9 protein-coding genes are annotated in these 12,179 nt (G+C 72.0%); 6 read left to right on the forward strand and 3 right to left on the reverse strand.

The window, feature by feature from the left end:
- Positions 1 to 106 precede the first annotated feature (106 nt).
- Complete coding sequence (locus HUT19_RS31730) at positions 107 to 1,165, reverse strand: phosphatase PAP2 family protein (RefSeq protein WP_176183743.1); 1,059 nt, start codon at positions 1,163 to 1,165, stop codon at positions 107 to 109.
- Positions 1,166 to 1,477: 312 nt separating this feature from the next.
- Complete coding sequence (locus HUT19_RS31735; protein ID WP_176183744.1) at positions 1,478 to 2,665, reverse strand: hypothetical protein; 1,188 nt, start codon at positions 2,663 to 2,665, stop codon at positions 1,478 to 1,480.
- Between the two features lie 330 nt (positions 2,666 to 2,995).
- On the opposite strand from HUT19_RS31735, the gene HUT19_RS31740 reads away from it, so the two are divergent.
- Positions 2,996 to 4,708 carry an MFS transporter gene (locus tag HUT19_RS31740; protein WP_176183745.1) on the forward strand — a complete coding sequence of 571 codons (1,713 nt, stop codon included), beginning with the start codon at positions 2,996 to 2,998 and terminating at the stop codon, positions 4,706 to 4,708.
- 167 nt (positions 4,709 to 4,875) lie between these two features.
- Complete coding sequence (locus tag HUT19_RS31745; protein ID WP_176183746.1) at positions 4,876 to 6,060, forward strand: acyl-CoA dehydrogenase family protein; 1,185 nt, start codon at positions 4,876 to 4,878, stop codon at positions 6,058 to 6,060.
- Between the two features lie 147 nt (positions 6,061 to 6,207).
- Here HUT19_RS31745 and HUT19_RS31750 read toward each other — a convergent pair whose 3' ends face one another.
- Positions 6,208 to 6,642: a cell division protein SepF gene (locus tag HUT19_RS31750; protein WP_176183747.1), complete on the reverse strand. Its 435-nt coding sequence runs from the start codon at positions 6,640 to 6,642 to the stop codon at positions 6,208 to 6,210.
- 232 nt (positions 6,643 to 6,874) lie between these two features.
- On the opposite strand from HUT19_RS31750, the gene HUT19_RS31755 reads away from it, so the two are divergent.
- From HUT19_RS31755 to HUT19_RS31770, 4 genes are all read left to right on the forward strand, one after another.
- Positions 6,875 to 8,128: a DUF5685 family protein gene (locus HUT19_RS31755; protein WP_176183748.1), complete on the forward strand. Its 1,254-nt coding sequence runs from the start codon at positions 6,875 to 6,877 to the stop codon at positions 8,126 to 8,128.
- A gap of 396 nt (positions 8,129 to 8,524) precedes the next feature.
- Positions 8,525 to 10,465, forward strand: a complete 1,941-nt coding sequence (locus tag HUT19_RS31760) for an FAD/NAD(P)-binding domain-containing protein (protein ID WP_176183749.1) — start codon at positions 8,525 to 8,527, stop codon at positions 10,463 to 10,465.
- Positions 10,466 to 10,554: 89 nt separating this feature from the next.
- Positions 10,555 to 11,418 carry an amino acid ABC transporter permease gene (locus HUT19_RS31765; protein ID WP_254886255.1) on the forward strand — a complete coding sequence of 288 codons (864 nt, stop codon included), beginning with the start codon at positions 10,555 to 10,557 and terminating at the stop codon, positions 11,416 to 11,418.
- A gap of 5 nt (positions 11,419 to 11,423) precedes the next feature.
- On the forward strand, positions 11,424 to 12,176 hold the full coding sequence (locus HUT19_RS31770; RefSeq protein ID WP_176187528.1) for an amino acid ABC transporter ATP-binding protein: 753 nt from the start codon (positions 11,424 to 11,426) through the stop codon (positions 12,174 to 12,176).
- Positions 12,177 to 12,179 lie beyond the last annotated feature (3 nt).

Genomic DNA, 12,179 nt, shown 5'->3' on the forward strand with positions numbered 1-12,179 from the left:
GGCCCCGGACGGCTCTCGCTGGAGCGTCCGGGGCCGCTGTGCGCGGTCCTTCGCGGCGGAGGTGCGGGGGAGGGGCGTGCGTACCGTCCCGCGGCCGGGTGCGGTGTCAGCCGCCGGTGGCCGTCGTGCGCCCGCGGCCCGTGGCGGAGCCGAAGGGGCCGGTGGTTGTGCGGGGCACCCGGTCGGCGTGCGGCGGGCGGCGGCTGCCGGCCGGGCTGACCGGGGTCCGCTCGGAGCGCGGGGTGTGCTGGTGCTGGCGGACCGGGTGGTGCTGGCGGGGCTCGGCGATCCGCGCGGTGGGGCCGCCCGGACGTCCGGCCACGCCCACCGGCTCACGCGGCGGCAACTCGTCGTCCCGGGCGGTCCGCGGGGTGGCCAGAGTGGATCCGGCCACCGGCCGCGCGGACGGGACGGGGATCGGTACGGGCGCCCGGCCGCCGTGCTGGCGCAGCCGGTGCCACAGGCCCAGCAACAGCACCTCGGCGCGTGCCATCACCGGCTCCAGCCACGGCAGGGCCAGCATCACCAGAACGCCGGCGGCCCAGCCCAGCACCACATCGCTCAGCCAGTGGGTGCCGAGGTAGACGGTGGTCATGCCGACGCCGAAGGCGAAGCCCGTGGCGATCAGCGAGGCGATTCTGCGGGCCACCGGCGTGGTCGCCAGATAGGCCAGAACACCCCAGGTGACCACGGCGTTCGCGGTGTGACCCGAAGGAAATATATCGCCATTCGCCCACATCTCATTGGAGCCGACGGTGGTCGCGTAGTGCGGGCCGAGCCGTCCGAAGCCCAGCTTCACCGCGCCCACGGTGATGTTCAGCAGCAGCAGCGAGGTGCCGAGCACCAGCAGCGGACGCAGGGTGCGCTGCCGGTGGCAGCACCATCCCAGCCAGGCGGCGACCGCCACGGCGGTGGGGCCGCGCTGGCCCATGACGACGAAGTAGTCCAGGAAGGTGTGGAACTCCGGCCACTGCTTGTAGGGCCGGAACAGCATGACCTGCCAGTCCAGCTTCACCAGCCACGAGGTGGTGAGCACGCCGATGACCGTGGCCGCGTAGACCGCCAGGGTGGACCCGAGCAGCCAGCGGCGGGTTCGGGTCATGCGCGGTCGCGCGAGATCGGTCGGGCGCTCCTCCGCCTCGGGGAGCTTGTCTTCGGTACGCACCTAATCGACGTTACATTGCGTGACAGGCGGGTTCGGTCGATCACGTCGCTTTGTGATGACGATGTGATGTGGACTTCGTCTCGTCGGCGGCTTTTGGCCGTGCCATTCCGGCGTAATCCACGAGGCCCCGGGACTTTTGTGCGCGCGGCCTTCCTATCACCGGCCAACGGCTCCTTTATGCATTTCTTACAGCGGCGTTTATCGGTGATTGGCCGGGCCGTTCCCACCCGTTTCCCCGGGCGTCGCCGGGCCGAGGCGGGAGCCCCGCCCCGCCGGGCCCCGCGCCCGGCGCCGCTCGGCCGGATGGCCGGATCACGGCGGTCCCGAACCATGCAGCCAGAACGCCCCGTACAGCGCGGAGGCCAGCCCCACCGAGCCCAGGACCAGCGCCGTGCGCACCGGGCGCGGCCGGGCCAGGGCCAGCGCGACCGGCAGCAGCAGCGGGAAGGCGGGGAGCAACAGCCGTGGTTTCGAACCGAAGTAGCCCTTCGCGGCCAGTGTCAGCACCAGCACCGCCCCGCCATACGCCAGCAGCGGCAGCGGCTGGCGCTGCCGCACCCCGCGTGCGTACAGCCACAGCAGCGCCGCGACACCGGCCAGCAGTGCGAGCCCGGCGGGGAAGGACGGGCCCGCCAGCAGTCCGCCGATGAAGGCGGCGTAGGCCAGACCGCCGTCGAAGCCGTTCCCCCAGCCGTTCTGGACGTCGAAATAGCCGGTGAGACTGCTGGTCTCGAAGCCGACCCACACCACGTAGCCCAGCCAGCCCAGCGGTGCCAGCACCACCCCGGCGAGCAGCCGGGGGTGGGTGCGCCGGGCCCGCCGCCACCGGCCCTCGGGCAGCAGTTCGGCGGCCGCCGCCACCCACACCGCGGCGACCACCGCCGCCCCCACCGGCCGGGTCAGCCCCGCGAGCACCGCGAGAACGCCCGCCGACAGCCACCGCCGGGTGAGCGCCGCGTACACCCCCCAGGCGGCGAGCGCCGTGAAGAGGGACTCGGAGTACGCCATCGACTGCACGATCCCGACCGGCAGCACCCCCCACAGCACCGCCAGCACGGTGCCCACCCGCCGTCCGTACAGCAGATCGCCGACCGCGAAGATCCCCCACGCGGCGAACAGCGAGGTGACCCAGCTCACCGCGAGCCCCGCGTCCGGCGCGTCCAGCGGAGATATGGCCGAGATCACCCGCTCCAGCGCGGGCAGCAGCGGGAAGAACGCCAGATTCGAGTGGACCGCGCCGTCTGCCAGGTGCAGCGTGTAGCCGTACCCCTCCTCGGCGATACGGGAGTACCAGAGGGAGTCCCAGCGGGCCGAGAGAAGCTGGTGGGGACTCTTGTCCGCCACCGCCCCCCAGACCGCCAGAACCACCAGCCCGACCAGGCGCGTCCCCGCATACGCGAGCAGCGCCGGGGCTGCTCGGCGCAGCGCGGCGCGCACGGCACGTCCGGGCCGTGTGTCGTCGCCGCGCGGCTCGGTGGCGGCATGGGCGAGATCGGTCACGGCGACGATTATCAAGCATGATCCGGACCGCCCGCGGCGCCTGTGGACAACCGGGGGGCGAACGACCGTACGACACCGGAGCGCCACCCCCGTGACGTCGGGGAGACGCGGGAGAGACAGAGGACAAAAGGGGAACGAGGGAACGTACACCGCCGTACCTGGCGCGTGTGCCAGGTGCAACATGACCTGCGGCACACGGTCGGCGCGGCGACTCGCGTACCCTGACGTCTCACTCGCGCCTTCGCCACCGGGTCACCGGACGCGTCCCCACGACGTGACGTCTCCGCCCTCCCGGGCGGACCGCGAGCGCAAGACCAGGGAGGTGCGTACATGTCCGGGACGACCACGGGCCGCGATCGGCGGACGGCGGGCGTTCCCCGGCAATGGCGCGGAACCGAAGCGAGCGGCGGCGCGAATCGCTGGGTCGTCCTCCTCGTGCTCTGTGTCAGCCTGCTGCTCGTGGCCGTCGACGCCACCGTGCTCCATGTCGCGGTCCCCGCCGTCACCGAGGATCTGCGCCCCGGCTCGATCGAGCTGCTGTGGATCGTGGACGCCTATCCGCTGGTCTGCGCGTCCCTGCTGATCCTCTTCGGCACCCTCGGCGACCGCGTCGGCAGACGCCGTGTGCTGCTGCTCGGCTACGGGCTCTTCGGCGCCGCCTCGGCCCTCGCGGCCTTCGCCGCCACCCCCCAGATCCTTATCGCGGCCCGTGCCCTGCTGGGCATCGGCGGCGCGATGATCATGCCCGCCACGCTGTCGATCCTGCGCCAGGTCTTCCCCGACCGCCGGGAGCGCGCCCTGGCCATCGGCATCTGGAGTGCGGTGGCCGCCGTCGGCGCCGCCGTCGGACCGCTGCTCGGCGGCTTCCTGGTCGAGCACTTCTGGTGGGGCTCGGTCTTCCTGATCAACATCCCGCTGATGGCGGTGGCCCTGCCGGTGGGCCGCTGGCTGCTGCCGGAGTCCACCGGCGACGGCGACGGACCGTGGGACGTCCTGGGCGCGGTCATGGCGGCCTGCGGGCTGTTCTGCGTGGTCTTCGGTGTGAAACGGGTGGGCAGCGGCTCGGGGCTGCTGGAGCCGGTCACCGCCCTGCCGGTGCTGTGCGGCGTACTGCTGCTGGTGCTGTTCGTACGCCGTCAGCGGCGCCGGACGCATCCCCTGGTCGACCTCAATCTCTTCGCCCGGCCTGCCTTCTCGATCTCGGTCGGCTGCATCGTCCTGGCCCTGCTCGCGCTCGTCGGCCTGGAGCTCATAGCCGCCCAGTACCTCCAGCTCGTCCTGGGGCTCACCCCGCTCGAGACGGGGCTGCGGCTGCTCCCGCTCACCTTCGCCGCGATGGCCGCGGGGCTCGCGGGATCCCGGATGCTCCAGGGACTCGGCCCGCGCACCATGGTGGCGTTCGGCTTCGGGCTCACCGCCGTCGCCGTGCTCTCCCTCACCGTCATGGGCCAGGCCGACCGGCCCGGGGTGCTGGTCGGCGCCTTCGTCGTCCTTGGCTTCGGCCTGGAGACCACGCTCTTCGGCGCCTATGAGTCGATGCTCAACGAGGCGTCCGCGAAGTCGGCCGGTGGCGCGGCAGCCATCGGCGAGACCTCCTACCAACTCGGCGCCGGCATCGGCATAGCGCTCCTCGGCAGCGTGATGAACGCCGCCTACAAGCCCGGCGTCTCCTCGGTCACCGGGGTGCCGCACCAGGCCGGCGCCGACGCCGGACAGTCGCTGGGCGCGGCGTACGAGGTCTCCCACGAGCTCGGCGGAGCGGCCGGAGAGGCGCTGCGCGCCGCCGCCCGCGCCTCGTTCGTCCACGGACTGCACGTCACGCTCGTGGTCAGCGCCGGACTGCTGCTGCTCGGGGCGCTGGCCGCGCTGCGGCTGCCGAAGGCGATGGAGTGCGCCCCCGCCGACGCGGAGGAGTGCGCTCCGGGTGCCGCCGACCGTGCGGATGCCCCGGCCCTCAGGGACGGTGTGCAGCGTGTGGACGGTGCGGACGTCCCGGTCCGACGCGACCGCGCGGCCGTCGTGGGCGCCGACTCCTCGGGCTGACCTGGCGCGGAGCCCACGGACAGGCCCGAGTGGGTCTGGACGGCGGACAGGACCCGGCCGTAGCGTCGGAGCCGACACGGATGATCACCTGGCCGCGGGGCGGAGGCGCGCCCGGCGACCGGTAGGCGTCCGCCCCACCCGCCGTTTCCCACCGGAGGCCGCTACCCATGTCCGCTGGCACCCCGCCGTTCGACCCGAGCGACCCGTTGGGCATCGACGACCTCCTTTCACCCGAGGACCTGGCGGTCCGCGACACCGTGCGGCAGTGGGCCGCCGACCGCGTCCTGCCGCAGATCGCCGACTGGTACGAGCGCGGTGAGCTGCCCGGTATCCGCGAACTGGCCCGTGAGCTGGGCTCGATCGGGGCGCTCGGGATGTCGCTGACGGGCTACGGCTGCGCGGGCGCCGGCGCCGTCCAGTACGGACTGACCTGCCTGGAGCTGGAGGCCGCCGACTCCGGGATCCGCTCCCTGGTCTCGGTGCAGGGCTCACTGGCGATGTACGCGATCCACCGCTTCGGCTCCGAGGAGCAGAAGCAGCGGTGGCTGCCGGGGATGGCCGCCGGGGAGACCATCGGCTGCTTCGGGCTCACCGAGCCCGACATCGGCTCCGACCCGGCCGCCATGCGCACCTACGCCAAGCGGGACGGTTCCGACTGGGTGCTCACCGGCCGCAAGATGTGGATCACCAATGGTTCGGTGGCCGGGGTCGCGGTGGTCTGGGCCCGTACCGACGAGGGCATCCGCGGCTTCGCCGTCCCCACCGACACCCCGGGCTTCTCGGCCCCCGAGATCAAGCACAAGTGGTCGCTGCGCGCCTCGGTCACCAGCGAACTGGTGCTGGACGAGGTACGGCTGCCCGCCGACGCCGTGCTGCCCGAGGCCACCGGGCTGCGCGGACCGCTGAGCTGTCTCGGCCACGCCCGCTACGGCATCGTCTGGGGTGCGATGGGCGCGGCCCGTGCGTCGTTCGACGCGGCGCTCGACTACTCCCGGACCCGGGAGCAGTTCGGCCGCCCGATCGGCGGCTTCCAGCTCACCCAGGCCAAACTGGCCGACATGGCGCTGGAGCTGCACAAGGGTGTGCTGCTGGCCCACCACCTGGGGCGGCGGATGGACGCGGGGCGGCTCCGCCCCGAGCAGGTCAGCTTCGGCAAGCTGAACAACGTGCGGGAGGCGATCGAGATCTGCCGCACGGCCCGGACCATCCTGGGCGCCAACGGGATCTCGCTGGAGTACCCGGTGATGCGGCATGCCACGAATCTGGAGTCGGTGCTCACCTACGAGGGCACCGTCGAGATGCACCAACTGGTGCTCGGCAAGGCGCTCACCGGACTCGACGCGTTCCGGTGAGCGGCGGGCGAGTGAGCCGAAGGGGCGCGGCCCTGTCGAAAGGGAGAGCGCGCGGAGACCCCGAGGAACGAGGGGCCGAGCACGGTCGACCGTCGACAGGGACTCAGGCGCCCCGGAGGAGAACCGAGCCTCCGAAAAAGGAGGCCATCAGCTCTGGTTGAAGAAGCCGCCGATCGAGCGGTTGGCCTCACCGCTGACGATCTGGTAGTCGGCCGGAGTGAGGAGGAAGACGCGGTTGGCGACGCGCTCGATCGAACCGCGCAGCCCGAACGTCAGCCCCGCCGCGAAGTCCACCACCCGCTTGGCGTCGGCGGGCTCCATCGTCGTCAGATTGACGATGACCGGGACGCCTTCCCGGAAGAGCTCACCGATGCCCCGGGCGTCCCGGAAGCCGTCCGGGGTGACCGTGGCGATACGCGTGCCCTGGTCCTGCGCGGCCTGGTCGGCCACCCGCACGCGCGGGTCGGTCACCCAGGAGTCGCCGGGCTCGGGCCCCTCGGCGTAGTCGTCGTCGTAGTAGCGCTCGTCATCGCTGTCGTCGACGAGGCCAAGCCAGGCACTCGCCTTGCGTACCGATCCCATGGACGCCTCCTTTCGCTAACGGTGTGTACTGTCCGCCCCTCCATGGTCGTCCATGATGCGGATGGTGTGCCACGTGGATTGCGGCCGCACAGGGGATTCGTGACGTTACTGGTGCACAACGCCTGGCGCCATATCAGAGTTCCACCTGCTTAAGGCGGCTGACGGAGCGCTGGGTAGACTCCGCGGGGCCGGACGGGTGACGTCGGGGACGTACGGGTGAACGGGGATCTTTGTGTTTGGCATTATCCGGCCTTGCCGCCATCGTCTGTCGGAAAACCTCCGGACGGAGTGGATGGCGCATCTGTGCGGGTTGTGCCTCGCATTGAGGGGTGATCACGGACAGTTCGCCCGGATTGCCACCAATTACGACGGTCTGGTGATCTCCGTATTGGTGGAGGCCCAGGCCGGACGCTCCGACGGCTGGCGGCGTACCGCCGGGCCGTGCCCGCTGCGCGGAATGCGCACCGCCTCCGTCGCCCGGGGCGAGGGCGCCCGGCTGGCCGCCACCGTCTCCCTGGTGCTGGCCTCGGCGAAGATGCGTGACCATGTGGAGGACGGCGACGGGGCGTTGGCCCGGCGGCCGGTCGCCGCGGCTGCCCGCCGGGTCGCCGCCCGCTGGGACCGGGCCGGTGCGCGCAGCGGCGCCGAGATCGGCTTCGACACGGCCGTCCTCCTCGACGCGGTCGGCCGGCAGACCGGGATCGAGAGCGTCGCCGGTCTCGGCACCTCGCTGCTGACCGTCACCGAGCCCACCGAGACCGCGACCGCCGCGGCCTTCGGGCACACCGCGATCCTGGCCGGGCGGCCGGAGAACCGGGCCCCGCTGGAGGAGGCCGGACGGCTCTTCGGACGGCTGGCCCATCTGCTGGACGCGGTGGAGGACCTGGCCGAGGATGCCGAGACCGGCGCCTGGAACCCGATCGCCGCGACCGGTACGGACCTCGCCGAGGTGCGCAGGCTCTGCGACGACGCGGTGCACGGGGTGCGGCTGGCCCTCCGGGACGCCCGGTTCGCGAGCAAGGGTTCCGGCAAGCTGGCCCATGTGCTGCTGGCGCACGAACTGCCGCGCGCGGTGGACCGCGCCTTCGGCACCACCGGCTGTGCGCACCCCCATGCCCCGGACGCGGCGCACGGCGCGGACGCGGTGCGCGTCCCGGACGCGGCGCACGGCACGCCGCCCCCGCAGTCGCCGTGGATCAACAACCCGCACGGACCCGGCGGCGCGCCGCCCGAGCCGCCGGACCGGGGGCGTCGGCGCGGACTGATAGCCGGGTGCGCGGTGTGGACCGGGCTCTGCTGCACCTGTCAGGTGTGCTGCAAGGATCCGTACCACGACCCGTGGACCGGTCAGCCGCGCGAAGGGCTGTGCCACAAGTGCGATGACTGCTCGGACTGCTGCGATTGCTGTGACTGCTGCAACTGCTGCAACTGCTGCAACTGTGACTGCTGCGACGGTTGCGACTGCGGGTGTGACTGCGGCTGTTGAGGAACGGCCGAGCGCGAGGGGAGGGGGAGCGCTGAGGCGGGTGTGAAGACGCGTGAGAACGCGGGCATACGGGGCCACATCGGACAGAGCGTGCGATGGGCGGCGAAGCCTCCCGAAGGCATCGGAGGCGGGCGGTCAGCCCGAACAGGACGACGACCACACCCGACCGAAGTCGATGTGGTCGCGGGTGACCAGTCGCTGCCATGAATGCATGGGCCAAGTGGAGCAGCCTTCCGCCTGTGCGTCAACTGCGGTGAGACGCGGTGCTCACAGTTCGGACAGCCTTGACAAGCAGCCGTAGGGACGCCTTAATCTCGGCGCCAGGCCGTGCTGAGGGGCGCGGCCGGGTGTGCAGGCAATGCGTGAGTTCACTTCAGAACTCACGGAGCCTTTCGTATGTCCGCGATCCCGGACCTCCCGCCCCGAACCCCCCGGTCTTCCCTGTCCTCCGCTTCCCCACGGCCCTCCCGGCCGTCCGCCGTGGTCGTCGTCGGCGCGGGCCCGCGGGCCACCGGGCTGGTGGAGCGGCTCGCCGCCAACGCCCCCGAGCTGTACGGCGACGGCGCACCGCCCTTCGCCGTGCATCTGGTCGACCCGTATCCGCCCGGCGGCGGCCGGATCTGGCGCCCCGACCAGTCCCCGCTGCTGTGGATGAACTCCATGGCCGAGGACGTCACGATGTTCACCGACGAGTCGGTGGAGCGCGACGGACCGGTCCGCCCCGGCCCCTCCCTCGCCGAATGGGCGGCACAGCTCCGCGACGGCGAGCTGCCCGGCACCTCGCTCCGCGCACTGCCGCCCGAACTCGCCGCCGAGGCCGCCACGCTGACCGGTCAGACCTTCGCCACCCGACGGCTCCAGAGTGCCTATCTGCGCTGGGTGTACGAGCGCTCGGTGGCCGCCCTGCCGCCCGGTGTCACCGTCCATGAGCACCGGTACCGCGCCGTACGGATCACCGGCCCGCGCGACGGACGCCAGCAGGTGTGGCTGGAGGGCCGGGCCACCCCGATCACGGCCGACGCCGTGGTCCTCGCCCTCGGCCACCTCGACGCCGAACCCGACGCCGAACAGCGGGCGCTCACCGCGTTCGCCGCCGAGTACGGACTCGTCCATCTCCCGCCGGAGTTCACCGCCGACAGCGATCTGAGCGGGCTGCGCCCCGGTGAGCCGGTGCTCGTCCGCGGCCTCGGGCTCGCCTTCATCGATCTGATGGTGCTGGTCACCGAGGGCCGTGGCGGCCGCTACGAACGCGGGCCGGACGGGGAGCTGACGTACCGGCCGTCCGGACGCGAACCCGTACTGCACGTCGGCTCGCGCCGCGGCGTTCCGTACCATGCCAAGATCGGCTACCCGCTGGACGGCGAACGGCCCCCGCTGCCCCGCTTCTTCGGCCCGGCCGAGGTCGACGCACTGCTGCGGCGGCCAGAACGGCCCGACTTCCGGCGCGACATCTGGCCGCTGATCGACAAGGAACTCGGCTACGCCCACTACCACCGGCTGTTCACCGCCCACCCCGGGCGCACCGCCCTGGACTGGCCGGCCTTCGAGGAGCGGTACGCCGCCTGCCCGCCCGGCAGCCCCGCACTCGCCGCCCTGGTCGCCTCGGCCGTCCCCGATCCGGCCGACCGGCTGGACCTCGACGCCCTGGACCATCCGCTGGCCGGGCTGCGGTACCCCACCGACGAAACGCTGCAGCAGGGTGTGCGCGGCTGGATCGAGGCCGACCTCGCCCGCCGCCACAACCCCGAACACAGCCCCGACCTGGCCGTTTTCCTCGCCCTGCTGTCCGTCTACGGGCAGCTGATCCGGCTCGGCGACATCGGCGGCTGGTGGCACGGCTTCTTCAGCTATCTCGCCTCCGGACCGCCCGGACCGCGGCTGGAACAGCTGCTCGCCCTCTCCCGCGCCGGAGTGGTCCGCTTCCTCGGCGCCGAGCTGACCGTCACCGCCGACCCCGGACGCGGTGTGTTCCGGGCGACCGGCGCCGGCCTGCCCGGACACTCCGTCGAGGCCCGCGCCCTGGTCGAGGCCCGGCTGCCGGAACCCACCGTGGAGCGCACCCGCGATCCGCTGCTGCGCGCACTGCACCGCAACGGCGCGTCCGCCACCCCGGCCGGACTGCTCGCCGTCAGCTCCGGCGACGGCCGGATCCTGGACCGGGCCGGACGCCCGCATCCGCGCCGCTTCGCGCTGGGGCCGCACACCGACGCCCGCGCCTCCGGCGCCTTCGCCCGGCCGCGCACCAACGCGCCCGCGTTCCGGCAGAACGACGCGACCGCGCGGGCCCTTCTCCGCTGTCTGCGCGAACTGGCCCGTAGCGCCCCGCTCTCCGCCTGACCTGAGCGGGCCCCTTTCCGCCTCCCGGCGCCCGTCCGTCCTCATCTCCTCGAAGGACCTATCCCGTGTCACTGACCTCCGAGCCACCCCTGAAAACCGCACCCGAACCCACCCCGTCCGAGGACTACTCCGCGCTCAAGGTCGTCCCCGTACGCCACCCCTGGCGCTGGGTCGCGGTCGCCGTCACCGCCGTCCTGGTCGCGCAGTTCGCCCATGGCCTGGTCACCAACCCCGGCTGGGAATGGGAGGTGTTCGCCCAGTTCTTCGCCACCGAGACCATCCTCAAGGCGGTCTGGATCACCATCCAGCTCACCTTCTACGGCACCGCGCTCGGCTTCGCCCTCGGTATCGTGCTGGCCTTCATGCGGCTGTCCGCCAGCCCGTTCCTGAAGTCGGTGGCGTTCACCTACATCTGGGCGTTCCGCTCCATCCCGCTCATCGTCCAGCTCCTCTTCTGGTTCAATCTCACCTACCTCTACAAGCGGCTGGACTTCGGCATCCCCTTCGGCCCCGGCTTCTTCTCCTTCGACACCGCGGGCCTGGTCGGCGCGATGAGCGCGGCGGTCCTCGGACTCGCCCTGCACCAGGCGGCCTACGCGGCGGAGATCGTGCGCGGGGGAGTGCTGGCCGTGGACAGCGGACAGCTGGAGGCGGCGGCCGCGCTCGGCATCCCCCGGCTGCGCCAACTGCGCCGGATCGTACTGCCGCAGGCGATGCGCTCGATCCTGCCCAACGCCGCCAACGAGGTCATCTCCCTCTTCAAGGGCACCTCGATCGTCTCCGTCATGGCGATCGGCGAACTCTTCTACCAGGTGCAGGTCGTCTACGGCCGCAACGGCCGGGTCGTACCGCTGCTGATGGTGGCGACCGTCTGGTACATCATCCTGACCACCGTGCTCTCCGTCGCGCAGTACTACGTCGAGCGCCACTTCGCCCGGGGAGCCACCCGATGACCGCCATGGTCGACATCCGCTCGGTCCACAAGAGCTTCGGGACCCTGGAGGTGCTGCGCGGTATCGACCTCCAGGTGCGCACCGGAGAGGTGGCCGTGGTCCTCGGACCGTCCGGGTCCGGCAAGTCCACCCTGCTGCGCGCCATCAACCACCTGGAGAAGGTGGACAGCGGCTGGATCAGCGTCGGCGGCTCACTGGTCGGCTACCGCCGACAGGGCAACCGGCTGCACGAGCTGCGCGAGCGCGAGATCCTCAAACAGCGCACCCGGATCGGGTTCGTCTTCCAGAACTTCAACCTCTTCCCGCATCTGACGGTGCTGGAGAACATCACCGAGGCACCGGTCTCGGCGCTGCGCCGCCCCCGCAAGCAGGCGGTCGAGAACGCCGAAGCGCTGCTGGCCCGGGTCGGTCTCGCGGAAAAGGCGTCCGCGTACCCCCGGCAGCTCTCCGGCGGACAGCAGCAGCGGGTGGCCATCGCCCGCGCTCTCGCCCTGGAACCGGAGCTGCTGCTCTTCGACGAGCCGACCTCCGCGCTCGACCCCGAACTGGTCGGTGAGGTCCTGGACGTCATCAAGGACCTGGCCCACCAGGGCACCACCATGGTCGTCGTCACCCATGAGATCGGCTTCGCCCGCGAAGTGGCCGACACCGTGGTCTTCATGGACGGCGGCCGGATCGTCGAGCAGGGCCCGCCGGCAGAGGTGCTCGACCACCCCCGTGAGCCCCGGACCAAGGAGTTCCTCTCCAAGGTCCTGTGACCC

It is taken from the genome of Streptomyces sp. NA02950, assembly GCF_013364155.1.
Taxonomy (GTDB): domain Bacteria; phylum Actinomycetota; class Actinomycetes; order Streptomycetales; family Streptomycetaceae; genus Streptomyces.

Excerpts from the sequence above, each read along its gene's own strand:
- HUT19_RS31750 (WP_176183747.1), bottom strand. The coding sequence starts at position 6,642 with ATGGGATCGGTACGCAAGGCGAGTGCCTGGCTTGGCCTCGTCGACGAC.
- HUT19_RS31745 (WP_176183746.1), top strand. The coding sequence starts at position 4,876 with ATGTCCGCTGGCACCCCGCCGTTCGACCCGAGCGACCCGTTGGGCATC.
- HUT19_RS31760 (WP_176183749.1), top strand. The coding sequence starts at position 8,525 with ATGTCCGCGATCCCGGACCTCCCGCCCCGAACCCCCCGGTCTTCCCTG.
- HUT19_RS31770 (WP_176187528.1), top strand. The coding sequence starts at position 11,424 with ATGGTCGACATCCGCTCGGTCCACAAGAGCTTCGGGACCCTGGAGGTG.
- HUT19_RS31740 (WP_176183745.1), top strand. The coding sequence starts at position 2,996 with ATGTCCGGGACGACCACGGGCCGCGATCGGCGGACGGCGGGCGTTCCC.